Annotated in this window: 24 protein-coding genes and 2 pseudogenes; 14 read left to right on the top strand and 12 right to left on the bottom strand. The window is 69.3% G+C overall.

The window, feature by feature from the left end:
- The first annotated feature begins 409 nt into the window (after nt 1-409).
- Entirely contained in the window at nt 410-1162 is a 753-nt protein-coding gene (locus K4L06_RS05670) for a hypothetical protein (protein ID WP_221670477.1), read from the top strand.
- Between the two features lie 117 nt (nt 1163-1279).
- On the top strand, nt 1280-1867 hold the full coding sequence (locus K4L06_RS05665) for an SMI1/KNR4 family protein (RefSeq protein ID WP_221670476.1): 588 nt from the start codon (nt 1280-1282) through the stop codon (nt 1865-1867).
- Between the two features lie 591 nt (nt 1868-2458).
- Here K4L06_RS05665 and K4L06_RS05660 read toward each other — a convergent pair.
- Nucleotides 2459-3886, bottom strand: a complete 1428-nt coding sequence (locus K4L06_RS05660; RefSeq protein ID WP_221670475.1) for a coniferyl aldehyde dehydrogenase — start codon at nt 3884-3886, stop codon at nt 2459-2461.
- Nucleotides 3887-3980: 94 nt separating this feature from the next.
- Entirely contained in the window at nt 3981-5255 is a 1275-nt protein-coding gene (locus K4L06_RS05655) for a hypothetical protein (protein WP_221670474.1), read from the bottom strand.
- A 145-nt stretch (nt 5256-5400) separates the two neighbouring features.
- Between K4L06_RS05655 and K4L06_RS05650 the strand changes: the two genes are divergently transcribed.
- The 8 genes from K4L06_RS05650 (at nt 5401) to K4L06_RS05615 (ending at nt 13464) form a co-directional block, all read left to right on the top strand.
- Nucleotides 5401-5943, top strand: a complete 543-nt coding sequence (locus K4L06_RS05650) for a gamma carbonic anhydrase family protein (protein ID WP_221670473.1) — start codon at nt 5401-5403, stop codon at nt 5941-5943.
- Nucleotides 5944-6009: 66 nt separating this feature from the next.
- Nucleotides 6010-6507: an RDD family protein gene (locus K4L06_RS05645; protein ID WP_221670472.1), complete on the top strand. Its 498-nt coding sequence runs from the start codon at nt 6010-6012 to the stop codon at nt 6505-6507.
- Nucleotides 6507-7190, top strand: a complete 684-nt coding sequence (locus K4L06_RS05640) for an RDD family protein (RefSeq protein WP_221670471.1) — start codon at nt 6507-6509, stop codon at nt 7188-7190. The genes K4L06_RS05645 and K4L06_RS05640 overlap by 1 nt, the downstream gene beginning before the upstream one ends.
- Entirely contained in the window at nt 7187-8200 is a 1014-nt protein-coding gene (locus tag K4L06_RS05635) for a stage II sporulation protein M (protein WP_221670470.1), read from the top strand. Before K4L06_RS05640 ends, K4L06_RS05635 begins: the two co-directional genes overlap by 4 nt.
- Nucleotides 8197-9876 (top strand): DUF4129 domain-containing protein, encoded by a 1680-nt coding sequence (locus K4L06_RS05630; RefSeq protein ID WP_221670469.1) that lies wholly within the window; start codon nt 8197-8199, stop codon nt 9874-9876. Before K4L06_RS05635 ends, K4L06_RS05630 begins: the two co-directional genes overlap by 4 nt.
- Complete coding sequence (locus tag K4L06_RS05625) at nt 9873-11096, top strand: DUF4350 domain-containing protein (protein WP_221670468.1); 1224 nt, start codon at nt 9873-9875, stop codon at nt 11094-11096. Before K4L06_RS05630 ends, K4L06_RS05625 begins: the two co-directional genes overlap by 4 nt.
- A complete protein-coding gene (locus K4L06_RS05620; protein ID WP_221670467.1) occupies nt 11093-12082 on the top strand; it encodes a MoxR family ATPase in 990 nt (329 codons plus the stop codon). The genes K4L06_RS05625 and K4L06_RS05620 overlap by 4 nt, the downstream gene beginning before the upstream one ends.
- 83 nt (nt 12083-12165) lie before the next feature.
- Entirely contained in the window at nt 12166-13464 is a 1299-nt protein-coding gene (locus K4L06_RS05615; protein ID WP_221673530.1) for a DUF58 domain-containing protein, read from the top strand.
- 289 nt (nt 13465-13753) lie between these two features.
- Here the strand turns inward: K4L06_RS05615 and K4L06_RS05610 are convergent, their stop codons facing one another.
- Genes K4L06_RS05610 through aroE form a run of 3 tightly spaced genes read right to left on the bottom strand, consistent with a single transcriptional unit; the run spans nt 13754 to nt 15276 of the window.
- Nucleotides 13754-14017 (bottom strand): YkgJ family cysteine cluster protein, encoded by a 264-nt coding sequence (locus tag K4L06_RS05610; protein ID WP_221670466.1) that lies wholly within the window; start codon nt 14015-14017, stop codon nt 13754-13756.
- 28 nt (nt 14018-14045) lie between these two features.
- Complete coding sequence (locus tag K4L06_RS05605; RefSeq protein WP_221670465.1) at nt 14046-14402, bottom strand: DUF952 domain-containing protein; 357 nt, start codon at nt 14400-14402, stop codon at nt 14046-14048.
- A 4-nt stretch (nt 14403-14406) separates the two neighbouring features.
- Entirely contained in the window at nt 14407-15276 is an 870-nt protein-coding gene (aroE, locus tag K4L06_RS05600) for a shikimate dehydrogenase (RefSeq protein WP_221670464.1), read from the bottom strand.
- Nucleotides 15277-15325: 49 nt separating this feature from the next.
- On the opposite strand from aroE, the gene K4L06_RS05595 reads away from it, so the two are divergent.
- The 3 genes from K4L06_RS05595 to K4L06_RS05585 all read left to right on the top strand — a co-directional run bounded on the left by K4L06_RS05595 (nt 15326) and on the right by K4L06_RS05585 (nt 17954).
- A complete protein-coding gene (locus tag K4L06_RS05595) occupies nt 15326-16237 on the top strand; it encodes a TolB-like protein (protein ID WP_221670463.1) in 912 nt (303 codons plus the stop codon).
- Nucleotides 16238-16705: 468 nt separating this feature from the next.
- Nucleotides 16706-17023 carry a hypothetical protein gene (locus K4L06_RS05590; RefSeq protein WP_221670462.1) on the top strand — a complete coding sequence of 106 codons (318 nt, stop codon included), beginning with the start codon at nt 16706-16708 and terminating at the stop codon, nt 17021-17023.
- A gap of 100 nt (nt 17024-17123) precedes the next feature.
- A complete protein-coding gene (locus K4L06_RS05585; protein WP_221670461.1) occupies nt 17124-17954 on the top strand; it encodes a hypothetical protein in 831 nt (276 codons plus the stop codon).
- A 9-nt stretch (nt 17955-17963) separates the two neighbouring features.
- Here the strand turns inward: K4L06_RS05585 and hemB are convergent, their stop codons facing one another.
- The 5 genes and pseudogenes from hemB to K4L06_RS05560 form a co-directional block, all read right to left on the bottom strand.
- The gene (hemB, locus tag K4L06_RS05580) at nt 17964-18956 is read right to left on the bottom strand and encodes a porphobilinogen synthase (protein ID WP_221670460.1); all 993 of its coding nucleotides are present in this window, start codon (nt 18954-18956) and stop codon (nt 17964-17966) included.
- Between the two features lie 164 nt (nt 18957-19120).
- Entirely contained in the window at nt 19121-20164 is a 1044-nt protein-coding gene (locus K4L06_RS05575; RefSeq protein ID WP_221670459.1) for a sulfate/molybdate ABC transporter ATP-binding protein, read from the bottom strand.
- 32 nt (nt 20165-20196) lie between these two features.
- Complete coding sequence (gene cysW / locus K4L06_RS05570) at nt 20197-21057, bottom strand: sulfate ABC transporter permease subunit CysW (protein WP_221670458.1); 861 nt, start codon at nt 21055-21057, stop codon at nt 20197-20199.
- A complete protein-coding gene (cysT, locus tag K4L06_RS05565; protein ID WP_221670457.1) occupies nt 21050-21916 on the bottom strand; it encodes a sulfate ABC transporter permease subunit CysT in 867 nt (288 codons plus the stop codon). The genes cysW and cysT overlap by 8 nt, the downstream gene beginning before the upstream one ends.
- A 501-nt stretch (nt 21917-22417) precedes the next feature.
- Nucleotides 22418-22708, bottom strand: a pseudogene (locus K4L06_RS05560) (sulfate transporter subunit); the annotation flags it as partial.
- Here K4L06_RS05560 and K4L06_RS05555 point away from each other — a divergent pair.
- Nucleotides 22695-23114 (top strand): annotated as a pseudogene (locus K4L06_RS05555) (sulfate ABC transporter substrate-binding protein); the annotation flags it as partial. The pseudogenes K4L06_RS05560 and K4L06_RS05555 overlap by 14 nt on opposite strands.
- Before the next feature lie 76 nt (nt 23115-23190).
- On the opposite strand, the gene K4L06_RS05550 reads toward K4L06_RS05555, so the two are convergent.
- Nucleotides 23191-24207: a sulfate ABC transporter substrate-binding protein gene (locus K4L06_RS05550; protein WP_221670454.1), complete on the bottom strand. Its 1017-nt coding sequence runs from the start codon at nt 24205-24207 to the stop codon at nt 23191-23193.
- A 29-nt stretch (nt 24208-24236) separates the two neighbouring features.
- Nucleotides 24237-25709 carry a porin gene (locus tag K4L06_RS05545; RefSeq protein WP_221670453.1) on the bottom strand — a complete coding sequence of 491 codons (1473 nt, stop codon included), beginning with the start codon at nt 25707-25709 and terminating at the stop codon, nt 24237-24239.
- Nucleotides 25710-25723 lie beyond the last annotated feature (14 nt).

The following is a 25723-nucleotide window of genomic DNA, read 5'->3' as shown; positions in this document are numbered from 1 at the left end:
CGCTCTCGGGTGTTAGCGCCGGGCGACACGGCCGCAGGTGCGGAGGCCAGTGGGGGAGGGATCTTCGCTCCCTGCTTTCTCATTCCGACTGTCGGCGCATTCCTTGGCAAGTTTGCGACGATGAGAAACTGCACGACGGCCAAATGGGCGTGGAAGGATCACGACGAGGCGGTTTCTGCCTCATGCCGCCCGCCCGAAAACGACAATACCTTCAACAAGGGTCACGATGACAAACCACTCATCTTAGACGCCGATCGACTTTGGCGTCAAGTTTTCGTGCGCGGCCATCCGCGATCGGGCCCTTGTCTACGTCAGTACGTTCTCACCGGAAATACAGGCCAAGGGTCTGCCTTACGCCGAACTTTACGGCTTCGACCCTGAAGACGAAGATGAAGAGTTTGCAGGTGAAATGTTCGGCCTGATCGATGATCCGGTTCGATGGAATTGCGTATCCCTGTGTGCAGCCGAACTTCCTCAGCCACAGATGGTGGCAGTGGGTGAGTACGGTCAGGTACGCGTGTTCGGCACAAAAGACGACTTCGAGAGCCGGATCGTCCCCGAAGACCTGCGGTTCCGCGAAGTGCGTTCCATCTCAGGCGTCGCCTACGCCTGTGCCGTGGGCCGCAAGGTATTCCGTCGCGACGGCACGGACCAATGGACGCCCATCCACGGCGACATGCCCTCGCGCCCAGGCCCCGACGTCGTCCTCATCTTCGAATCCATCCACGGCTTCGGCCCCGACGACCTGTACGCCGTGGGCTGGCACGGCGAGATCTGGCACTACGACGGCCAGGACTGGCACGAGGAAGAAAGCCCCACCAACCGCATCCTCAACCGCGTCTACTGCGCACCTGACGGGTTCGTCTACGCCTGCGGCCTGGCCGGCACGCTCCTCAAGGGGCGCCGCGGGCAATGGACCCCGGTCGCCGTCGGCGCCTACGACATCGACTACTGGGACCTCGAGTGGTTCGGTGATCGCCTCTGGATCTCCTCGCTCTACGGCCTCTTCATGTTCGACGGCGACACGCTCCAGCCCGTGCAATTCGACGACGACGCCCCGTCCACCTTCGGGCACCTCGACGCGCGCCACGGCATCCTGTGGACGGTCGGTTCCGACGACATCCTGCAGTTCGATGGCCACGAGTGGAAGCGCATCGCATGATGCTGTCCCTCCACCCATGGACCAACCGTCATTCCGGCCCGATGATCGGCAACAGATGCGCGTCACGCACGGGCGCTGCCTAGATCACGAAAGATCAATGCTTGTCGGGAGATTCCCATGCTGAGAGAAGTGCGCTTCAACAATGCGGGGCCCGCCACGACCCAGCACGACATCGATGCCCTGAAGGCTTCGCTGGGCGGCATCGCCCTGCCCACGCAGTACGAGCAGTATCTTCTCCGTTTCAACGGCGCAACGCCGGTGGTCGTGCCGGACGACGTGCCCAAATCGCAGCTGCTGCGCGTGTGGTGGCCGGTGGACACTTCCGCCGACACATCCGATCACGTCGGATTCCTCGGCAATCTCTACCGGGTGGATGACGGTTCGAACAATGGGCTGAGTCTGCTGCAGACGTTCAGGGACATCGGCCATCATTTTCCGCCGCAGACGCTGGCTTTCGCGGACAACGGCGGAGGGTCGCGCTTCCTCTTCGACCTCCGGCCCGATCGTTTCGGCCAAGTGCTGTTCTGGAGCTATCTGGCCCGGGACGGCGGCGACATGTTCGCGGTCAACCCGTATCACAACGTCGGTTGGGTCGCAGATGACTTCGTCGACTTCATCAACCGTATCGAGGTTGAGCCTGACGACTGGGACGACTGGGAAGCCGCGCTCTCTCCCGACAGCGACAGCCACTGGACGCCACGATAGCAGCGTCCTGGAGTGAATTTTGATCATTCGACAGCTAGGTGAAGCGCTGAAAAGCGGAGATCAAGCCGATTACGACGAAGTGGTGGAGCCACGGGAACCGGGTTCAAACCCTCTTGACGGGCTGATGGGGGCGTTTGGAGGCCTCCTGGAGGCCAATGAGGGGCCGGTTAGGGACTATACGGGCTCCCACGGGTTCGGCCAGCTTCCGACAGCTTTCGGCCAGAAGCGGACATCGGCCACAGAGTCAGGCTCCGCACCAATCCAGATTCGAGTCGGAAGCGCGCCTAAGTAAGGTAGCTTCTGGCGAATTCCATAAAGGTCCTCGGCTTGCTCCATCTTCCGGAAGGCAGGGGTATTCCATGCATTCTTCTGTGAGTCCTGGCTATAGCTCCATGACCATTTCATGCCACGACATCCCGGCAACGCGAACACCGCGCCGATCGCTACCCCGAGCAAGGCCCCGGCCGATGCGTCTGGCCAGCCCGGCACCGATAGGCGGGCCGGTGGCGGCGGCACTGCGTCGTCCTGCGCGGGAGGGGGGCCCCCGCCCTGGCTTGCGATTGCTGTCGAGTCCGACCCGGTACGGGCCGGCTACTTCGCCAACCAGCGGATCATCGCGTCGATCTTGCCGCGGTACGGCGGCTTGAGCAGGTCGCTGGCGGCGAGCCGGCGCTGGTGGAACACCGGCAGCAGCTTGCTGAAGGTGTCGAAGCCGTTGCGGCCGTGGATGGCGCCGATGCCGCTCGGGCCGATGCCGCCGAACGGCAGGTCGTGGGCGCCGAAATGCAGCAGGGTGTCGTTGACGGTGACGCCGCCGGCCAGGGTCTGGGCCAGGATCTTGTCGATCTGGGCGCGGTCGTGGCCGAACGGATACAGCGCTAGCGGCCGGTCGAGCGCGTTGATCCGCGCGATCGCCTCGTCCAGGCTGCGGTAGGAAATCACCGGCAGGATCGGGCCGAAGATCTCGTGCTGCATCACCTGCGCCTGCGGGTCGGGTTCGACCACCAGCGCCGGCGGGAACAGCCGCTCGGCCTGGCGCTGCGCCTGCGCCGCCGGATCGGCGAAGGGCTCGATCACCTGCAGCCCGCGCTGGCGCGCGTCGTCGAGGTAGGACGCCAAGCGCGCGTACTGGCTGGCGTTGATGATCCGGGTGTAGTCGCGGCTGGCGCCGAGGTCGCCGTAGCGGGCGCGCAACTGCGCCAGCAGCGCCTGGACCAGTTCGTCGCGGCGCGCCGCGTCGACCAGCACGTAGTCCACGCCGATGCAGGTCTGGCCGGCGTTGAACCACTTGCCGCTGGCGATGCGCGCGGCGGCGCGCTCGATCGGGTAGTCCGGGCAGACCAGCGCCGGCGCCTTGCCGCCCAGTTCCAGCGTCACCGGGGTCAGGTTCGGCGCCGCGGCGGCCATGACCTTGCGCCCGACCGCGGTCGAGCCGGTGAACAGCAGATGGTCGAACGGCAGGGCCGAGAACGCCGCACCGAGCTCGGCGCCGCCCAGCGCGACCGCGACCCGGTCTTCGGGAAACACGTCGGCGAGCAGGTCGCGCAGGAACAGCGAGGTGCGCGGGGTGTGCTCGGACGGTTTCAGATAGACGTGGTTGCCGGCGGCGATCGCCGAGGCCAGCGGCACCAGGGCCAGGTTCACCGGGTAATTCCACGGCGACAGGATGCCGACCACGCCGACCGGTTCGGGACGGATCTCGGCCCGCGCCGGCCAGAAGCGCCAGCCGACCGCGGCCCGGCGCGGCTTCATCCAGCGGCGCAGGTGGGCCAGGGCGTGGTCGATCTCGGCCAGCACGATCATCGCTTCCGAGAGCAGGTTCTCGTGGCTGGAGCGATGGCCGAAGTCGGCGCGGATCGCCGCGTCCATCTCCGCGCTGCGGGCGCGGAAGGCGTCGCGCAGGCGGATCAGGTCGGCGCGGCGCTGGGCGTAGTCCGGCTTGCGCGCCTGCCAGGCGGTGCGCAGGCGTTCGCGGGTCGCGGCCAGGTCGGCGATGGGCGTGTCGGCGGGGATGTCCATACGCGGCAGTGTAGTCGCGTCGGCGGCGTCGGAGCGTGACCGCGGTGGGGCGGCCGAGGACAGGCTGGGGGGCGTTTGCGGACGAAGCGCGCGCTCAGCGCGGCGGCGTCGAGGACGGACACAACAGGCCGCGCAGCCGCTGCAGGTCGGCCTGGCGCTGCGGCCGATCCCGGATCGAGCCGGGCAGTGGGTGCGCCTGCTGCCATCGATGAAAGGCTTCGCCGCGTTCGAGCGCGGCGCAGGCGTCCTGCCCCGGCGCGCCCGGCCGCGCGCCGGCGGCGATCAGCGCCTGCGCCAGGCCGAGCGTGGCTGCGCCGGAGTCGTTCAAGCGCTGCGGGAAGCTTTCCCGGGCCAGTTGCGTCAGCAGCGCTCCGGCCGGCCACACGCCGTCGTCGGCGAGCGGACGCGGATGCTCGGCCGCGGCGAGCAGGCCGGCGAGCAGGTCGGCCGAGCCCACCGCGCGCAGGTGTTCGCGCAACTGCGCATCGTCGAGCCGGAAGCCGGCGTCGCGCAGCGCCGGCAGGGGCCGGTAGCCCCAGCGGTCCAGGCCGATCGGCGGCATCCGCGGCGGCGAACCTGCGCATAGGCTGCCTGGCGGGAAATCCTCGCCCAGGTCGCGCGGCCGCGACCATTCGATGCGGGTCGAGGCCGGATCGGCGAGGGTGGCGCGCCACAGCCGCAGCCAATGCGGGAAGCGGTCGAATGCGTCACGCTGGATCAGCGCGGCGAGCAGGCCGACCAGGGCGGTCTGGCGTTGCTCGCGCGGCGCCGGACCGGCGACCAGGACATCGGCGGCGAACATCACTTGCGCAAGCGAAAGTTCGAAATCCTGGCCGGCGCGCACCGAGCGCAGCGGCGGCTGTTCGGCGGCCTGGCTGGCGAGCCGGCACAGCATGGCCGGCGCGCGCATCGTGCGCAGGTCGGCGTAGGCCTGGGCGAGCGCGGCTCGATCGCCGCGCCGCACGGCGTCGGCGACGAGCAGGTACTCCCGGCTCTGGCGTTCGCGGCGATCTTCCCAGCGCGCGTCCTTGGCGGCGGCGCCGGCCCAGGCCAAGACCAGCGCCAGCCCGGCGGCGGCCACGGATCCGGCGACCGCCGCCCCCAGGGTCGAAGCCCAGCGGCGGCTCAGGCAGGCGGCGACCAGGGCGAACGGCAGCACGGCGACGAGCGCCAGCCCTTGCACCGCCAGCCACAGGATGCCGGCCAAGGGCTGCTCGTAGCTGCCCTGGATCCACCAGCCGCGCAGGCCGATCGCCAGGTTCAGCAGCAGCGGCAGGGCGAACCAGAAACGCCCGCGCCACGCATCGGCCTGCGGCCGCGGCGCGTCGGTCGGGGCGGTGGCGGCATCCATGTCGGTTCTGGGCGGCATTGCGTGAGTCGATGCTAAGCCCGCCGCCGGCGGCCGGGATGCGGCATCCTGCCGCGGGCCGGGTTGGCTGCGGCGGCCGCGCGAGGCGACCGCAGGGACCGCATCCGAACAAGCCGGCGGGCGCGCCGAGGACTACAATGGCGGCATGAGCCTGCGCCCCTACCTCGACGCTTTCCCCAACCTCGGCGAGCGCGTCTACGTCGATCCCGCCGCGACCGTGATCGGCGCGGTCGACCTCGGCGACGACGTGTCGATCTGGCCCGGTTGCGTGGTGCGCGGCGACGTCAATTCGATCTCGATCGGCGCCCGCACCAACGTCCAGGACGGCACCATCGTCCACGTCACCCACGAAGGGCCGTTCACCCGCCCGGGCGGCCTGCCGACCGTGATCGGCAACGACGTCACCATCGGCCACGCCGCGATCATCCACGCCTGCACCATCGAGGAATTCGCCCTGATCGGCATGGGCGCCAAGATCCTCGACGGCGCGCGCGTGTCGCGCTTCGGCTTCGTCGGCGCGGGCGCGGTGATCGCGCCGGGCAAGACGGTCGGCGAAGGCGAGCTGTGGCTGGGCAATCCGGCGCGCTGCGTGCGCAAGCTCAGCGAGCGCGAAATCGAACAATTGCGTTACAGCGCGCAGCACTATGTGCGCCTCAAGGACCGTTACCTGGGCATGCTCTCGGGCTAGCCACGGAATCAGGCGGCGTTTACAGTCGCGCCAGGGGAAAAGGCGCGACGCAGGAGTCGGGACCACATGGAAGAACCGCAGAATCCGTACGCCGCACCGTCGGCGTTGCCGGCGCAGGACCAAGACCACAGCGTGCGCGCCGATCGCGGCATGCGCCTGCTCGCGCGCCTGATCGACGGCGGCCTGTACTTGCTGTGCATGACGCCGCTGTTCGTCGCGGTGGCGATCGACCCCAACAGCGAGCAGCCCTCGCCGCTGCAGATGGGGATCATGAGCCTGGGCCTGCTGTTCGCCCTGGCCCTGTTCGCCTACAACCTGATGCTGCTGGCGCAGAGCGGGCAGACCCTGGGCAAGCGCTGGCTGAAGATCAAGATCGTCCGTCTCGACGGCAGTCCGGCTTCGCTGGGCCGCATCCTCGGCCTGCGCATGATCGTGATGGGGCTGATCGAATCGGTGCCCTGCCTGGGCGTGCTGTTCAGCCTGGCCAACGCGCTGTGGATCTTCGGCGAGGAAAGCCGCTGCCTGCACGACCTGCTCGCCGACACCAAGGTGATCGACGCCTGATGCTCGACACCTACCGCCAGGTGGTGACGCCCGAAGGCGTGGCGCTGCACCTGCGCGCCGCCGGGCCGGTGCCGCGTGCGCTGGCCTGGCTGATCGACCTGGCCGCGCGCGCGGTCATCTACGCCGCCCTGTTCCGCGCCCTGGTCGGGCTGTTCGGCGAAGCCGGCTATGCGGTGCTGGCGCTGGCGGTGTTCGTGATGACCTGGTTCTACCAGGTGCTGTTCGAAGTGCTGATGCAGGGCCGCACGCCGGGCAAGTGGGCGCTGGGCCTGCGCGTGGTCGCCGCCGACGGCGCGCCGGTCGGCTGGATGGCCTCGTTCACCCGCAATCTGCTGCGGGTGGTGGACGCGCTGCCGGTCGGCTACGCCGCCGGCCTGGTCGCCTGCCTGTTCGATCCCTGGGGCCGCCGGCTCGGCGACATGGTCGCCGGCACCCTGGTGGTGCACGCGCCGCGGCATACGCCGCAGACCGCGGCGCTGGTGGTCGCGCCGCTGGCGCCGCCGGCGCCGCTGTTGCCGCACGAACAGGCGGCCTTGGTCGCGTTCGCCGAACGCGCGCCGCGCCTGACCCTGGCGCGGCAGATCGAACTGGCCGAACTGGTCGAGCCGCTGACCCGCAGCCGCGGCGACGCCGCGGTCGACCGCGTCTACGCGATCGCCAACTGGTTGCTGGGGCGGCGATGAGACAAGAACACTTCGTCGCCCGCCACGAGAACGAATGGCGCGAGTTCGAGCGCTGGCTGGAGCATCGCGCCGGCAGCGCCCGCCACGCCCGCCGCCATCGCCGCGAGTGGAGCGGGCTCGGCGACGAGCAATTGCCCGAACGCCACCGGCGGCTGTGCCAGCAACTGGCGTTGGCGCGCCGGCGCGGCTACAGCGCGGTGGTCACCGACCGCCTGCAGCAGCTGATGCAGCGCGGCCACAGCGTGCTGTACCGAACCAAGCCGGTGCACTGGCGGCGCGCGGCCGAGTTCCTGCTGGCCGGCTTTCCGCGCCTGGTCCGCGCCGAGCGCCATTGCATGCTGGCCGCGGCCCTGCTGTTCGTGCTGCCGTTGGTGAGCATCTTCGTCGCCATCCAGCTCAAGCCCGACCTCGCGGCCGGTCTGTTCGACGTGCAGGCGCTGGCGCGCTTCGAGCAGATGTACGACCCGTCGAGCAAGACCGACCTGGGCCGGACCAACGAAGACGATCTGCAGATGTTTTCGCACTACATCGGCAACAACGTCGGGATCGGCTTCCAGACCTTCGCCAGCGGCCTGCTGGCCGGGCTGGGCACGGTGTTCGTGCTGATCTTCAACGGGGTCATGATCGGTGGCGTGGCCGGGCACCTGCAGGCGGTCGGCCACGGCGACCCGTTCTGGCGCTTCGTCGCCGGCCATTCGGCGCCGGAACTGACCGCGATAGTGATCGCCGGCGGCGCCGGCCTGCGCCTGGGGCTGAGCCTGATCGCGCCCGGCCAGCGGCGGCGGATCGATTCGCTGATCCACGGCGGCCGCCGCGGCGCCAAGATCTGCATCGGCGTGTTCGCGATGCTGGTGTTCGCGGCCTTCGTCGAGGCGTTCTGGTCGTCGATCGCCAGCGTGCCGGCATCGATCAAGTACACGGTCGGCGCCGCGCTGTGGCTGCTGGTCGGGCTGTGGCTGTGGCGCGGCGGCCGCAACGCCGCCTACCGCGACGACGAAGACGCCGCATGAGGCTGGAAGCGCTCACCGTCGCGCTGCGCCCGCGCAGCGCCTGGGAGGCCGCCGAGCTCGGCATGGCCCTGGTCCGCCGTCATGCCGGGGCGATCTGGAAGCCGTGGCTGCTGACCTCGCTGCCGCTGCTGATCGCGCTCAATGCGCTGGGCTGGGCCTTCGACCTGCTGTGGCTGGCCGGCCTGCTGATGTGGTGGCTCAAGCCCTGGTTCGACCGCATCCCGCTGTTCGTGCTGTCGCGGGCGGTGTTCGGCGAAACCCCCGACGCGCGCCAGACCGTGCGCGCGGCGTTGCGCTGGGGCGGACGCTGGTGGCTGCCGTACCTGACCTGGCGCCGGCTCGGCCCGGCGCGTTCGCTGTACTTGCCGGTCGACCTGCTCGAAGGCGGCAGCGGCAGCGAGGCGCGCCAGCGCCGCGGCGCGCTCGGCGCGCCGGTGTACGGGGTCGGCGCGCTGCTGACCCTGACCTGCATCCATTTCGAGATCGTGATCCTGCTCGGCGCACTGCTCGGCGCGCTGATGTTCGTGCCGTTCGACTATCTGCCCGACACCTTCAAGGCCCTGCTCGAAGCGGTCGCGGCGCAGCCGCAATGGTTCGACGCCACCCTCAACGGCGTGGCCTGGCTGGCGACCTCGCTGATCGAGCCGTTCTACGTCGGCGCCGGCTTCGGCCTGTACCTCAACCGCCGCACCGAGATCGAGGGTTGGGACATCGAGATCGTGTTCCGCCGCCTGCGCGCGCGCCTGGCCGCGGCCGCGGCGCCGATGCTGCTGGTGCTGTGCGCGATGATCGGCTTCGCCCCCGACGCGGCCGCCCAGGATCGGGCGGCGTCGGCGAACGCCGAGGTTGCGGCGCAGGCCGCGGACGAGCCGGCCACCGAAGAGGCGGCCAGCGAAGAGGCGGCCGATGCGGAACCCGCCGGCGACGAAGAGGTCGCCGACGAAGATGCGACGCAATACGCGCCGGTCCGCGATTACGTCGACGACAGCCGCAAGACCCGGCGCCTGCCCTCGACCTTGGGCGAGGTGTTCGGCGAGGACCGCCGCGACGACCGCGCCCTGCGCGAGGCGGTGGCCAAGGCGATGCAGGACCCGAGCGTGTCGCCCAAGCGCAAGCAGACGGTGTGGAAGCCCAAGGCCGAGCGAAAGGAGAAAGAGCGCAAGCCGACCAATCTGAGCATGTTCGACGGGCTCGGCGGCAACCTGGCCGCGGTGGTGCAGTGGCTGCTGTGGGGCGTGGTCGCGGCGATCGCGATCGCCCTGCTGTGGAGCGCCTCGCGCTGGCTGGGCTGGTTCCGCGGCGGCGAGGAAGACGAGCCCGCGCCGGGCGAGCTGCGGGTCGGCGCGACGGCCGAGCCCGAGCCGCTGCCCGACGATATTCCGACCGCGATCCGCCGGCTGTGGCGCGCCGGCCGCGCCCGCGACGCCCTGGCGTTGATGTACCGCGCCGCGGTCGAATCGATGGCGCAGCGCGCCGACGTGGTGCTGGTGCCGGGCGCGACCGAGGCGCAGTGCCTGCGCGCCTCGCGCAAGCTGGCCCTGGCCGACGACCGCGAGGCCTTCGCCCGCGCCGTGCGCACCTGGCAGTACGCGGCCTATGCCGATGTGCTGCCGGGCGACGAGGAGTTCGACGAACTGGTCGGCCTGCTCGGCCGGCGTTTCGGGTGGGCCGCATGAGCCGCGCTCGGCTGGCGATCGGCGCCCTGGTCGCGATCGCGCTGGCGGTCGTGATCGTGGTCGGCGTGGCGGTGTGGCGCGACGGCTACGCCCGGGTCGAGGAAAGCGTCGACGCGCCGCGCAGCGGCGAGGCGGCGAGCAATCCCCTGTACGTGCTCAAGCTGGCGCTGCAGCGCGACCAGGTCCGGGTCCAGGCCCGCCAGCGCCTGGCGTTGAGCCTGCACCCGCTGCAGCCGCGCGACACCGTGTTGATCTTCCGCGACCCGCGCACGCTCGGCAGCGACGACGCCAAGGCCTTGCTGGCCTGGGCCGAGCGCGGCGGCCATCTGATCGTGCGCACGCCGCCGTTGCACGAACAGCTCGGCGAGTCGCCGGTGCCGGTGCTGACCGAACTCGGCGTCACCCTGCTCGACCGCGACGACGCCGCCGACGAGGACGAACTGCGCAACGGCTGCGTCGGCCTCTACGAGCGCGGCCTGGATGCGCAGGGCCAGTTCTGCGGCGGCCGCCGGTTCTATTTCTACAACAGCGACAGCGAGCCCGAGCGCGCCTGGGGCGACGAGGACAGCGCCTACGTCTACGCCCGTTTCGCCCACGGCCAGGGCCATGTCGACGTGGTCTCGGACCTGGACTTCCTGTCCAACGACACCGGCTCGGGCAATCCCTTGTTGCGCGGCCTGCGCTTCTCCGACGACAAGATCGCCCAGCCCGCCAACGCCGCCCTGGCCCGCCAGCTGTTGGCGCCGAACTACCGCGCCGGCACCGTGCACCTGATCTACGCTGCGGAAGTGCCGTCGCTGTGGAAGACCCTGATCGAGCGCAGTTGGATGGCCTGGCTGCCGCTGCTGCTGTGGCTGCTGGGCTGGTTGTGGCTGCGCATGCAGCGCTTCGGCCCGCTGCGGCCGGCGCCGGCGCTGGAGCGGCGCTCGCTGCTCGAGCACATCGTCGCCAGCGGCGAGCACGTCTACCGGTACGGCTACGGCCCGCGCCTGTACGAGGCCGCGCGTCGCGCCTTCCTGGCCCGCCTGCGCCGGCGCGATCCCTACGCCGCCGGACTCGACGGCGAGCCGCGCGTGGCGCTGCTGGCCGAACGCTTCAAAAGCGCGCCGGCGTTGTCCGCCGAAGAGATCCGCGACGCGCTGACTCCGCCGCTGGCGCGCGAACACGCCGCGTTCCGCGCCCGTATCGCCACTTTGATCCGCATGAGAAACCGCTTATGAACCTCGACGCCGCTCCGCTCGTCCCGATCACCGGCGCCGCGCTGGCGCAACGCGCCGCCGACGTGCGCGAGGAAGTCGGCAAGGCCTTCATCGGCCAGGCCGAGGTGCTCGACCAGATCCTGATCGCCCTGCTCGCCGGCGGCCACGCCCTGCTCGAGGGCGTGCCCGGCCTGGGCAAGACCCTGGTCGTGCGGGCCCTGTCCAAGGCGCTGGACTGCGGCTACGCGCGGATCCAGTTCACCCCCGACCTGATGCCCAGCGACATCAGCGGCCATGCGGTGTACGACCCGAAGACCGAGAGCTTCAACATCCGCCGCGGCCCGGTGTTCACCAACCTGCTGCTGGCCGACGAAATCAACCGCGCCCCGGCCAAGACCCAGTCGGCGTTGCTGGAGGCGATGCAGGAACAGCAGGTCACCATCGAAGGCCACAGCTTCGAACTGCCGCCGCCGTTCCTGACCCTGGCGACCCAGAACCCGGTCGAACAGGAAGGCACCTACCCGTTGCCGGAAGCGCAGCTCGACCGTTTCCTGCTCAAGATCCTGATCGGCTATCCCAGCCGAGCCGACGAGAAGCGCATGGTCAGCGCGGTCAGCCTGGGCCGCGCCGCCTCCGACTTCGATCTGTCGCAGGTGCGGCGCGTGCTCGGTCCGGAAGAGATCGTGGCGATGCAGCAAGGCACCGCCCAAGTGCGGGTCGACGAGGCGGTGATCGACTACGTGGTGCGCATCGTCGGCACCACCCGCGACTGGGCCGGCATCGCCCTCGGCGCCGGTCCGCGCGGCAGTCTGGCCCTGGTCCGCGCCGCGCGCGCGCAGGCGGTGCTGTCCGGGCGCGATTTCGTCACCCCCGACGACGTGCGCGAGATCGCCAAGCCGGCGCTGCGCCATCGCATCGCGTTGGCGCCGGAGTTGCAGATCGAGGGCCAGTCGCCCGACGACGTGCTGCACGCGCTGTTGGCCAAGGTCGAAGCGCCGCGGCAATGAGCCGAGCCGTTCCGCCGCCGCTGCCGGTCCACGCCGCTGCCCCGCCGGTACCGCGCGAGCGCGCGCTGCCGCGGCGCAGCTGGCTGCGGCCGGCGCCGCGGGTCGGCGCGCTGGCGCTGGCCTGGTCGTTGCTGGGCCTGGCCGCGAGCGCGGGCTGGGCGCCGGCCTCGGCGTGGTGGCTGAGCGGCGCGGCGCTGTTGGCGCTGCTGCTGGTCGACGGCCTGCGCCTGCGCGGCGCGCCGACGCCGCAAGTGGCGCGACAGATGCACGACACCTGGGCGATCGGCGTCGAACGTCCGGTCACCCTGACCGTGGAGACGCTGCGGCGCCAACGCCTGGACTTGTTCGACCTGCATCCGGGCGAGTGGGCGATGCGCGATCTGCCGCGCCGGGTCGAGTTGCGCCGCGGCGAAAGCGCGAGCTTCGAGTATCAGTTGCGTCCCGACCGTCGCGGCGACTTCCAGTTCGACGGCGTGCAGCTGCGCCTGCATTCGCCGTGGGGGCTATGGTGGCAGTCGCGGCTGGGCGGCGAGATCCAGCGCGTGCGCGTGTTTCCCAACTTCGCTCCGCTGGCCAAGTTCGCGATGTTCAGCGCCGAACAGGCCTCGCGCCTGGTCGGCGCGCACGTCAAGCGGCGTCGCGGCGAGGGCACCGATTTCCACCAGATGCGCGAGTACCGGGTCGGCGACAGCCTGCGCCAGATCGACTGGAAGGCCACCGCGCGCGCGCGGCGTTTGATCTCGCGCGAGTACCAGGACGAACGCAACCAGCAGTTGGTGCTGATGCTCGACACCGGCCGCCGGCTGATGGCGCGCGACGGCGCGCTGTCGCATTTCGACCACGTGCTGGATGCGGCGCTGGTGGTGGCCTACCTGGCCCTGCGCCAGGGCGACGGCGTCGGCCTGCTCGCCAGCGGCGGCGAAAGCCGCTGGGTGCCGCCGCAGCGCGGGGTCGGCGCGATCGACAACCTGCTGCGCGCCAGTTACGCGCTGCAGCCGCAGGCGGTGGCGACCGACTTCCTGGCCGCGGCGACCGAGCTGTCCTTGCGCCAGCGCCGGCGTTCGCTGGTGATGCTGGTGACCAACCTGCGCGACGAGGACATGGACGACCTGCTCGCCGCGGTGCGCATGTTGCGCGGCCGCCATCTGGTCTGCGTGGCCAGCCTGCGCGAAGGTTCGCTGGACCAGGCGCTAGGCGAAGACGTCGTCGACCTGTCCGGCGCGATCCGCGCCGGCGCGACCGCGCAGTACCTGGAACACCGTTCCGCTGCGCACGAGGCGCTGCGCAACCACGGGGTGATGGTGCTGGACGTGAGCTGCGACCAGCTGGCGGCGTCGCTGGTCGAGAAGTACCTGGCGGTCAAGCGCGACGGCTTGCTTTGAGGCGTCGCTCTGCGGCGGCTGCAGAAGCAACAACAACAGCAACAGCAACAGCAACAGCAACAGCAAATCCCCCACGCCCGCTGCGCGGTCGTTCGCCCCCTTTGTCAAAGGGGGCAACGGCAAGAGCGCGTGTCGTCGAGTCGCGATAACGAGGTAGAACGGGCATCCGATGGCGCCCTTCGCGGCATCGCTAGCTGCGCACCCCACCTACCGATCCCCCCTTTGAAAAAGGGGGGTAGGGGGGATTTGCTTTTGCCCGGTCTTCGTTCGATGCGCAAGGCGCTGCGGCTCACCCCGGCCGGGTCTGCTCTTCCAACCACCCTAGCCACTGCATCGCCTGCACGCGGTCCTGCCCGCACATCTCGCGGCTCGGCTGCAGCGAGCCGCAGAACGCCGGGCGTTCCGGTCGGCCGAACAAGCGGCAGCGCAGTTCGTCGTCGAGCTGCACGCAGGGGATGCCGGCCGGTTTGCCGTGCGGCATGCCCGGAATCGGCGAGTTGATCGAAGGCGCGATGCAGCAGGCGCCGCAGCGGTCGCGACAGGACTGGCTCATGCCGGTTCGCGTCGTAGACAGGCGCCGCTCACGGCGCTTCGAACGGCTCGGTCGCGCGCACCGCATGCAGCGGGATCGGTCCGTAGACGTGCGGATAGTGATCGCCGCTGCGCGCGCTCCAGTCGTAGCGCAGCGCAGCGCCCAGCGCGGCCGCATCCAGGCTCAGCCGCACCAGCGCGCCGCGGCCGCGCTGGTGGCGCTCGATCACGCCCGGCAGCTGCGCCTGGGTCGCGCAATGCAGGAAGCCTTCGCGCGCCAGGGCCGCGGGCGCGTACTCGCCGCTGGCCTGCGCTGCGGTCCAGTCGGCCGGCGCGGCGAAGTGATAGACGATGGCGGGCGCGGGCCCGGCGAACGCAGGCGGGTGCTCGGAACCGGCGTTCGCCATGGGCTCAGTCCGCCGTGACCAGCGCGTCGTCGCGCTCGCGCAGCATCGCGTACACCGGGTCGGTGTCCGGACGCTTGCGGTGCCAGCGCTCGAAGCTCTCGGCGGCCTGTTCGACCAGCATGCCCAGGCCATCGACGCGGTCGTGCGCGCCGGCGACCTTGGCCCAGGCCAGGAACGGAATCGCCGCCTCGCCGTAGCTCAGGTCGACCGCGGCGGTGCGCGGCGTGGCCAGGCTCATCGGCAGCGAAGGCATGCCGTCTTCGCGCGCGGCCGAAGTGGCGTTGACGATCAGGTCGAAGTTGCCGAGCGTGCCGACGTCGGCGAGGTAGCGCGGGTGCACCCGGCCCGGCATGCCGAGCGAGTCGGCCAGCGCGTCGGCGCGCTCGCCGGTGCGGTTGACGATGTACAGATCGCCGATGCCGGCGTCGAGCAGGGACGGAGCGACGCCGCGTGCGGCGCCGCCGGCGCCGATCAGCAGGGTGCGGCGCGCGCGCAGGTCCAGGCCGTGGCGGTCGGTCAGGTCGCGCACCAGGCCGACGCCGTCGGTGTTGTCGCCTTCCCAGCCGGTAGCGCTGCGGATCAGCGTGTTGACCGCGCCGGCGCGCTGGGCGCGCTCGCTGAGGTGGCTGCAGATGCTGGCCGCGCGCGTCTTCAGCGGCAGGGTGATGTTGGCGCCGAGGCCGCCTTCGGCGGCGAACTCGGCCAGGGCCACGTCGAACTGCTCCGGTGCGGCGTCGATCGCGCGGTATTCCAGGGCGATGCCGAACTGGCGCGCGAACGCGGCATGGATGCGCGGCGACAGCGAGTGGGCGACCGGATGGCCGAACACGGCGTAACGCAGGACGGGACTGGACGAACTGGAATCGATCGACATGGACGCGCCTCGTTCTAGACTGGAGACCCTTCCTGTTGGGAGACGCACGATGCGGCACGCCAGGGTCCGGTTCGGGTCCAGTCTACTCCTCGCCTGTGTACTGGGCGTCCCGGCGCAGGCCGGTTTGGCCGAATTCGGCATAGAAGGCATGGGCGTGGTGTCCACCCCCGACAGCGAGGTGCGAGCCACGGTGAGTCCCGACGGGCGGCGCATCGTCTGGGGCAGCGATCGCCCAGGCGGTCCGGGCGGGCGCGATCTGTGGCAGGCCGAGCTGATCGGCGGTCGCTGGCAGAACCCGCAGCCGCTGGCCCTGAACGGTCCGCACAAGGACTACGACCCGATGTTCAGCGGCGACGGCCGCTGGCTGTATTTCTTCTCCGATCGTCCCGGCGGTCAGGGGGCCGAGGACCTCTACCGCGCCGCAGTGCGCGCCGACGGCTACGGCCCGGCCGAAAACCTCGGCGCCGGGGTCAACACCGACGGCCGCGAATGGGCGCCGGCGCCGAGCCGCGACGGCCGCCACCTGCTGTTCGCCAGCGACGGCCGCGGCGGCGCCGGCGGCCAGGACTTGTGGATCGCCAGCTGGAACGGTCGCGTCTTCGCCGATCCGAAGCCGGCGCCGGGCATCAACACCGCCGCCGACGAATTCGACGCGACCTGGCTCGGCGATGGCCGCGCGATCGTGTTCGCGCGTTCGAACGACGTCGATGGCGACGGCGACGTGCGCCTGTACCTGGCCCAGTGCGACGGCGCGCACTACGCCGACGCGATGCCGCTGGCGCTGTCGTTCAATGCCGCCGGCGCCTACACCTACGGCCCGGTGATCGACTGGAACAAGCCCGGCGAGTTGCTGCTCAACGGCACCGCCAAGGCGCCCAAGGCCGGCAAGCAGGACATCTACCGGATGAAGGCGCCGGCGGTCACCGGCCAGGACGGTTGCGTCGGCGCAGGCAAGGGCTGAGACACGAAGGCCGCTTTGTAGGGGCGGCGTCCCACGGGGATTTCCTTCGGTCACAAGCCGCGACAACCGCAGCGATGGACGTAAGCGTTGTCGCCGATGCCCGGTCATTCCGGGCTTTCTGCTTTGATGCGTTGGCTTTCTCGGTTTCGACCGACGGCGTGGTATTGCACCGCTTCGGTTGTCGCGGCTCACGCCGCTCCTACAGAAAGCAGACTATTGCCGTTGGGGTAGGAGCGGCGTCTGACGGGGATTTCCTCCGGTTACAAGCCGCGACCGCGTCGTCGTACGCGCTTACGTGAGCGCCGAGAAAACCGGCCAGCCTCCGGTCGCAGACGGACGGCGCAGGCGTTTCCGCCGATACCGGTCGAACCGCCGCCTATCGGAACCGGCCTGCGGCCGAGCGGCCGCGTGCCGTCGCGTGGCTATGCTGCGCCGGCCACGCTGTGTGGCCTATGAAAAGGATTTTTCATGAACGTCACGAAAGGTAAGTTGGGGGGACTGCTGTTCGCGTTCGTGTTGTCGGCCGCCGCGCTGCCGTCGCTCGCCGCCAGTTCCGGCGGCGCGACGCCGGTGCCGTCCGATCCGGCCCGCTTCGGCGAATGGAAGGCGACGGTGCGCTGGCTGAAACCGCATCGGGTCGATGGCCCGACCGGCTCGGTGGTCTATTCGTGGACCTATGTGCATATCACCACGCTGAGCCAGAGCGAGTGCGATACCCAGCTCGGCGGTTACGCCAGCCAGCTCAACGTCCAGGTGACCGAACCCTGCACGTTCTATCCGTATTGATCCGCCGCTGCGGAGCCGCCGTGCGCGGCTCCGCAGTATCAGAGTGCACAATTAGCTTTGGATGCTAATGCTGGGTCGACAAAGAGCTTGGGGGGAAGCTATGAATTTGATTGAGTGGGCCGCGACGATACCGAACGTGATTTGGTCGGGTGTGATCGCCTCGATTATAACTCTGGCTGGAGTAATGCTCTCGAATTGGAGTAACACAAATCGTTTGGCTAAACAGCTACGTCATGATGCAAGCGAAAAACAGAAAGATCGCAATGCAACTCTGCGCAGAGAAGTTTATTTAAGGGCTGTTGAAGAGTTTGCTAGAGCTAGCCATCAGATCGGGAAATTGCCAAATATCGACCCGAAGAAGGTAAATCTGGCAGATGGCTTCCAAGACCTCTTCGTGATCGCAGCAAAGTTGCAGCTTGTTTCCAGCGCTCCCACGGCGCGACTGGTTGGGGAGCTGACGACGACTTACGGAGAGTTGCTTCTCGAGATGATAGAGGTTGTCCGGCCGCTGCATGATGTACAGACGGACATCGATACGATCTCGGAGGCGCACTCCAGGTACGTTGATGAATCGAAGAGGATTTTGGCTGCCATAACACAGTTCAACGAATCTGCGCGAACCGAGTCTGCGGTGTTTGAGGCTCTATGCCGCTCTTATGAATACAGTCAGGGGCAGGCTGAAAGACATTCAGAACACAAGATTGCGTTGATGGAGAAACGAACCGAACTGAGTTACGAGTTCTCAAGAAGTGTGATTCCCGTGATGAAGCGCATTGCCGAGGTCCAAGCTCCTGTCATGGTGGCTATACGACAGGAGCTAGATTTGGACGGCGACATTGGCGATTTCAAAGCTCAATCTGCTGAGAATTTGGTCAGAATCGAGTCGGCAATGGACAAGGCGCTTCAGAGAATGGAGGAGCAATCAGACTAAGAAGAAATATCAACGCGCCTCGCGCATCCATTGCGCCGCATCCAATGCGAAATAGGTCAGCACCCCGTCGGCGCCGGCGCGCTTGATCGAGGTCAGCGATTCCAGCACGCAGCCGCGTTCGTCCAGCCAGCCGTTGCCGATCGCCGCGCGCAGCATCGCGTACTCGCCGCTGACCTGATAGACGAAGGTCGGCGCGCCGAACTCGTCTTTGGCCCGGCGCACGATGTCCAGGTAGGGCAGGCCCGGCTTGACCATGATCATGTCGGCGCCTTCGTCCAGGTCCAGGGCGATTTCGCGCATGGCTTCGTCGCTGTTGGCCGGGTCCATCTGATAGGTGTACTTGTTGCCCTTGCCGAGCGCGCCGGCCGAGCCGACCGCGTCGCGGAACGGGCCGTAGAAGCTGGAGGCGTACTTGGCGCTGTAGGCGAGGATGCGGGTGTGGATGTGGCCGCGCTGCTCCAGCGCCTCGCGGATGCGGCCGATGCGGCCGTCCATCATGTCGCTGGGCGCGACCACGTCGGCGCCGGCGGCGGCATGCGACAGCGCCTGCCGGACCAGGGCTTCGACGGTCTCGTCGTTGAGCACGTAGCCGCTGTCGTCGACCAGGCCGTCCTGGCCGTGGCTGGTGTAGGGGTCGAGGGCGACGTCGGTGATCACGCCCAGTTCCGGGAAGCGCTGCTTGAGCGCGCGCACCGCGCGCTGGCACAGGCCGTCCTCCTGCCAGGCGGCTTCGGCGGTCAGCGACTTGGCCTCCGGCGCGGTCACCGGGAACAGCGCCAGCGCCGGCACGCGCAGCTCGCTGGCGCGTTCGGCGACGCGCAGCAATTCGTCGATCGACAACCGCTCGATGCCGGGCATCGAGCCGACCGGCGCGCGGCCGTCGAGTTCGTGCACGAACACCGGATAGATCAGGTCGTCGGCGGTGAGGACGGTCTCGCGCATCAGCCGGCGCGAGAATTCGTCGCGGCGCATCCGCCGCGGGCGCGTGTAGGGGTAGCTCATGGGCGCCTAGTCTACTCCCGCGGCCGGCGGCGGCCTGCGACCGCGGGTCGCGGCGGGCGGGGATGCTGTGTTCCGGGCAAGACGGGCAAGCTGCCCGTAAGGGACGGAGGGGATCAAGCAGGCTTAATCCCCTGCGTCCCTGTCGCGCAGGCCTGCGCCCGGCGTCAGTCGGAATACACCCGATAGCGCAGCGGCCGCACGTGCACGGTGCTGCCGGGCGCCGGGGTCACTGCGTCCGGGGTCGCGGCCAAGTCCAGTTCCAGCGGGCGGTGCTGGCCTTCGATCGCCAGTTCCAGGGTGATCCGCTCGGCCAGCCGGTGCGCCGAGACCACCCGCGCCGGCAGGCCGTCGTCGCTGTCGACCAGGGCCATGTCGTGCGGGCGCACGTACAGCCTGGCCCGGCTGCGGCTGCGGCTGTCGACCGGCAGGCGCATGGCGTGGCCGTTGACCGACAGCTCGCCGCCCTCGGTCTGGCCCTCGATCACGTTGGCGCGGCCGATGAAGTCGAACACGTAGGCCGAGGCCGGCGCGCTGTAGATCTCGTCCGGGGTGCCGATCTGTTCGATCCGGCCGTCCTTGAGCACGACCACGCGGTCGGCCAGTTCCAGCGCTTCTTCCTGGTCGTGGGTGACGAACAAGGTGGTCTGCCCGGTCTGGTCGTGCAGGCGGCGCAGCCAGCGGCGCAGTTCGACCCGGACCTTGGCGTCGAGCGCGCCGAACGGCTCGTCGAGCAGCAGCACGGTCGGGTCGATCGCCAGCGCGCGGGCCAGGGCGACGCGCTGCTTCTGCCCGCCGGACAGTTGTTCGGGATAGCGCGCGCCGAGCTCGGGCAACTGGATCAGGCCGAGCAGTTCCTGCACGCGTTTGCCGATCGTCGCCTTGTCCGGGCGCCGCGCGCGCGGCCGGCTGCGCAGGCCGAAGGCGATGTTCTCGGCCACGGTCATGTGCTTGAACAGCGCGTAGTGCTGGAACACGAAGCCGACGTTGCGCTCGCGCAGGCTCAGCCGGGTCGCGTCCTGTTCGCCGAACAGCAGCCGGCCCGAGTCGGGCTGGAGCAAGCCGGCGATGACCCGCAGCAGGGTGGTCTTGCCCGAGCCGGACGGGCCGAGCAGGGCGACCAGCTCGCCGGAAGCGACCTGCAGGTCGACCGCGTCGAGGGCGGCGACGTTGGCGTAGCGCTTGGCGATGGCGTGGAGATGCAGATCCATAGGTGCGGAACTCGCTAGTCGGTGCTCGCTAATCAGTGCCGGCGGTGCGAACGCGCGAGCGCGTCGCCGTGGCGCGCTTCGAGCCAGATCTTGACCACCAGGGTGACCAGGGCCAGGCCGGCGAGCAGGGAGGCGACCGCGAACGCCGCGGCGCCCTCGCCGCCGAGCTGCTTGTACAGCACCTCGACGTGCAGGGAGAGGGTGTTGGTGCTGCCCATGACGTTGCCCGACACCACGGTGACCGCGCCGAACTCGCCCATCGCCCGCGCGCTGCACAACAGCACGCCGTACAGCAGGCCCCATTTGATGTTGGGCAGGGTGACGCGGAAGAACATGCTCCAGGCGTTGGCGCCGAGCGAGCGCGCCGCCAGTTCCTCGTCGCTGCCCTGCTGTTCCATCAACGGGATCAGCTCGCGGACCACGAACGGAAAGGTCACGAACAAGGTCGCCAGGACGATGCCCGGGGTGGCGAACAGGATCTTCAGGTCGTAGCGGTTGAGCAGGTCGGCGAAAAAGCCGTGGGTCGGGCTGAACAACAGCACCAGGCACAGGCCGGCGACCACCGGCGAGACCGCGAACGGCAGGTCGATCAGGGCCAGCAGGGTGCGCTTGCCGCGGAACTCGAAGCGGGTCAGGGCCCAGGCCATGAACACGCCGCAGACCGCGTTGACCGGCACGACTATGGCGGTGGTGATCAGGGTCAGGCGCAGCGCCGACAAGGTGTGCGGATCGCGCACCGCGGCCAGCCACACGTCCAGGCCGCTGCCGAACGCGGTGCCGAGCAGCATCAGCAACGGCAGCACCACCACCAGCAGCATGATCGCCACCGCGGCGCCGATCAGCGCCCAGCGCACCCAGGCCGGTTCCTGCAATTGATCGCGCGCCTCAGCCATCCTGGCGGCCTCCGTGCGACAGCCAGCGCGCGCCGGCGTTGATCGCCACCAGGCACACGAACGACATCAGCAGCAGCAAGGTCGCCAGCACGATCGCCGCGGTCACCCCGCCTTCTTCTTCCAGGCGGATGGTGATCAGCAGCGGCGCGATCTCGGTCTTCATCGGCAGGTTGCCGGCGATGAAGATCACCGAGCCGAACTCGCCCAGGCCGCGGGCGAAGGCGAGCGAGAAACCGGTCAGCAGGGCCGGCAGCAGTTCGGGCAGGATCACCCGGCGCAGGGTGGTCAGGCGCGAGGCGCCGAGCGAGGCGGCGGCTTCCTCCTGCTCGCGGCCCAGGGTCTCCAGCACCGGCTGCACGGTGCGCACCGCGAACGGCAGGCCGATGAAGATCAGGGCGATGACGATGCCGGTGAGGTTGTTGACCAGTTGGATGCCGAACGGCTGCAGCCAGGCGCCGACCCAGCCGTTCTGGCCGTAGATCGCCGCCAGGGTGATGCCGGCGACCGCGGTCGGCAGGGCGAAGGGCAGGTCGACCAGGGCGTCGAGCAGGCGCCGGCCGGGGAAGCGGTAGCGCACCAGCACCCAGGCCACCACCGCGCCGAACACCAGCGCGGCCAGGGCGGCGACGAAGGCGGTGCCGAAGCTGACCTTGAGCGAGGCGACCACGCGCGGGTCGGAGATCGCGCGCAGCCAGCCGGCCAGGCCGAGGCCGCCGGAACGCAGCACCAGCGCGGCCAGCGGCAACAGCACCACCAGCCCCAGCCAAGCCAGGCCGAGGCCCAGGCCGAGGCCGAAACCGGGGAGCGGCCTGCGCCATCGGGAGGCGGAGGCCGGCAGGGTCAACGCGTGCTCGCTCATGTGGCGGTGGGCGGCGGTGGCGGAGGGACGAAGGGGTGTGACGCTATCGCGGGTTTGCGGTCCAGGGGAAATGCGCGTTGGTTGTTAGCTAGTGCGCGATGGCGATATCGGGCCGGGCCACGATGACCGGTGGCGGGTTCGTTGGCGGTGAACGGCAGGCACGGGCGGACGCGGTGGCCGGGCGGCTCAACCTGGCGCCGCAGGGCGGTCGTCGCCAGCGGCTGCGGACCGGGCCTGGTTCCGTGGCCCCCTTTGGAAAAGGGGGCCAGCGCCCGACGTCGGTACGAAGTCCGAACTCGGCGGCGGCGCGGGGGATTTGCTTTTCTGGCGCTTGGGGAAGGGCAAGAGCAAATCCCCCCTACCTCCCTTTTTCAAAGGGGGAGAAGCAAAAGCTAAGGGGGCCGCAAAAGCGCGGGTTACAGGCGGGTCGTGGGCGGGTCATGGGGACGGAGGGGGTTAAGCGCGCTTAACCCCCTCCGTCCCTGCGCGATCCCTGTGCGATCACTTCGGCAGATAGATCTTGTCGAAGAAGCCGCCGTCGGAGAAATGCGCGGCCTGGGCCTTCTTCCAGCCGCCGAAGGCGTTGTCGATGGTGACCTGCTTGACCGCCGGGAACTTGGCCAGCTCCGCGGCCGGGACCTTGTCCGGCTCGGCCGGGCGATAGCCGTGCTTGGCCGCCAGGCGCTGGCCCTCGGGGGTGTAGAGGAAGCGCAGGTAAGCCTCGGCCTGCTTGCGCGTGCCGTGCTTGTCGACGTTCTTGTCGACCCAGGCCACCGGCGGCTCGACCACCACCTTCGTCGACCGCAAGATCGGCGACGTACTGTTGGCATGGGAAAACGAAGCCCTGCTGACCCTGCAGGAACCGGCCAGCCGCAACCAGTTCGAGATCGTCGTGCCCAGCCTGAGCATCAAGGCCGAGCCGCCGGTGGCCTGGGTCGACAAGAACGTCGACAAGCACGGCACGCGCAAGCAGGCCGAGGCTTACCTGCGCTTCCTCTACACCCCCGAGGGCCAGCGCCTGGCGGCCAAGCACGGCTATCGCCCGGCCGAGCCGGACAAGGTCCCGGCCGCGGAGCTGGCCAAGTTCCCGGCGGTCAAGCAGGTCACCATCGACAACGCCTTCGGCGGCTGGAAGAAGGCCCAGGCCGCGCATTTCTCCGACGGCGGCTTCTTCGACAAGATCTATCTGCCGAAGTGATCGCACAGGGATCGCGCAGGGACGGAGGGGGTTAAGCGCGCTTAACCCCCTCCGTCCCTGCGCGATCCCTGTGCGATCACTTCGGCAGATAGATCTTGTCGAAGAAGCCGCCGTCGGAGAAATGCGCGGCCTGGGCCTTCTTCCAGCCGCCGAAGGCGTTGTCGATGGTGACCTGCTTGACCGCCGGGAACTTGGCCAGCTCCGCGGCCGGGACCTTGTCCGGCTCGGCCGGGCGATAGCCGTGCTTGGCCGCCAGGCGCTGGCCCTCGGGGGTGTAGAGGAAGCGCAGGTAAGCCTCGGCCTGCTTGCGCGTGCCGTGCTTGTCGACGTTCTTGTCGACCCAGGCCACCGGCGGCTCGGCCTTGATGCTCAGGCTGGGCACGACGATCTCGAACTGGTTGCGGCTGGCCGGTTCCTGCAGGGTCAGCAGGGCTTCGTTTTCCCATGCCAACAGTACGTCGCCGATCTTGCGGTCGACGAAGGTGGTGGTCGAGCCGCGCGCGCCGGTGTCGAGCACCGGCACGTTCTTGAACAAGCCGGTGAGATAGTCGACCACCTTGTCGCCGTCGCGGTACTGGGTCGAGGCCCAGGCCCAGGCGGCCAGGTAGTTCCAGCGCGCGCCGCCGGAGGTCTTGGGGTTGGGGGTGATCACCGCCACGCCGGGCTTGACCAGGTCGCCCCAGTCCTTGATCCCCTTCGGGTTGCCCTTGCGCACCAGGAACACGATGGTCGAGGTGTAGGGCGAGCTCTGGTGCGGCAGGCGACTCTGCCAGTTGGCCGGCAGTTGCTTGGCGTTGGCGATGGTGTCGATGTCGCCGGCCAGGGCCAGGGTCACCACATCGGCTTCCAGGCCGTCGACCACCGCGCGCGCCTGCTTGCCCGAGCCGCCGTGCGAGGCGCGCAGGTTGAGGGTTTCGCCGGTCTTCTGCTTCCACTGCGCGGCGAACACCTGTTTGACCTCGGCGTAGAACTCGCGGGTCGGGTCGTAGGAGACGTTGAGCAGTTCGGCGTCCTTGGCCGCGGCGCTGCCGGCGGCCAGCGCCAGGCCGAGTACGGCCCATCGCAGCGGCGCCCATCGGATAACGGTTTTCATGATTCGGTCCTGTGCGAAGTGGCGGAAGGTCAGAAAGCGAGTTGGGCGCGGGTGAAGAAGGCTTTTTCGTCTTCGCGGTCGCGGCCCGCGGCGGCGCCGCCGTCGAAAGCGGTCTGGGTGTAGTTGGCGACCAGCTTGAGGTTGCCGGTGAGATACCAGTTCAGTCCCAGGCCCCAGGAGCGTGCGGCGGCGGCCACCGCGTTGCGGTCGGCGTAACGCGGAAACGCGGCCTCGTCGATCTCCAGGCGGCCGTAGCGCGCGACCAGCTCGAATGCGCCCCAGCCTGCGCCACCGACCGTAAAGGCTTGGTTAGGCCGGGCCACGCCTTTGTAGCCGGCGTCCTCGCCGGTCAGCACGTAGCCGGCGGTGACTTGCCAGGCGCGGTGATCGAGTTCGTCGGCGAAGGCGCCGTTGCGCACGTCCTGGCGCGAGGCGACGTATTCGCCGATCACGCCGAACGCGTTGCGGTAGTACCAGGCCTGCGGCGACCAGCGGCTGTGCGCGCCGTCGGCCAGCACCGCGCTGCGGTAGTTGAAGAACTGCACCTGGCCCGGCGTGCGGTAACGCGGCAAGGCGTTGTTGCCGCTGCCGCGCTTGTCGCCGCGGCTGCCGGCGAGGCCGACGCCCAGCCCCGACAGCGCGCCGCCGTCGTTCTTCCACGGTTCCAGGAACACCCGCCCGGCCAGCTCGAATTCGTTGTCGGGATTGACCGTCGGGCTGTCGCGGCCGTCGACCGCGCCGTTGAACACGCCCAGCGCGTAGGACACGGTGGCGCCGGCGAACTCGCCCTGCAACTGCACGCCGAGGTCGCGGTTCGGAGTCAGCTCCGAAGCCAGGCCGAGCTCGATCAAGGCATTCGATCCGCTGGACTGCAGGCGCTCCAGGCCGACCGGACTCTTGAACTTGCCGATCCGCAGGGTCGCGCGCGGGTCGAACTTCAGGTCCAGGTAGGCGTCGTTGATGGTCGCGCTGTCGCCGGCGAATTCCGGGGTCAGCCGGAAACCGACCAGCGAGCCCCAGGTCCCTTCCAGGGTCGGCTGGATGCGGCGGAACAGGAAGGTGTCGTTCTGCGGCGAGCGCTCGTCGCCGATGAAGAAGCGGCCGTCGGCCTGGACCAGCGCCTTGAGCTTGACTTCGACCTCGCCGGGCGGCGGCGATTTGATCGCCAGGCCCTTGCTTGCGCTCAGCGACACGCTCGGCGTGTTCGCCGCCTTGGCCGCCGCGTCTTCGGCCTGCAGTTCCAGCTTGCGTTCGATGATGCGCAGGCGCTGGTCGAGTTCGGCCAGGCTGCCGCTGTCGGCGGACGCGCCGGCGACCGCGTCGCCGCCGCCCAGGCGTTGCTCGATCGCGCGCAGGCGTTCGGCCAGCGCTTCCACCGTGAGTTCGCCGGCGGGCGGCGGCGTTTGCGCTTGCGTCGGCAGTGCCAGGGCGCAGGCGATCGCGCCGCACAGCCAGACGGTCGCGGCGCGTGCCGCATGCGGAGGTCGAACCCGGGTTTGCATGATGTGCTCCTACG

The organism is Lysobacter sp. BMK333-48F3 (assembly GCF_019733395.1).
GTDB lineage: Bacteria > Pseudomonadota > Gammaproteobacteria > Xanthomonadales > Xanthomonadaceae > Lysobacter.
The sequence above is the reverse complement of the archived record's forward strand: the minus strand, read 5'-3'. Positions and strand labels throughout refer to the sequence as shown.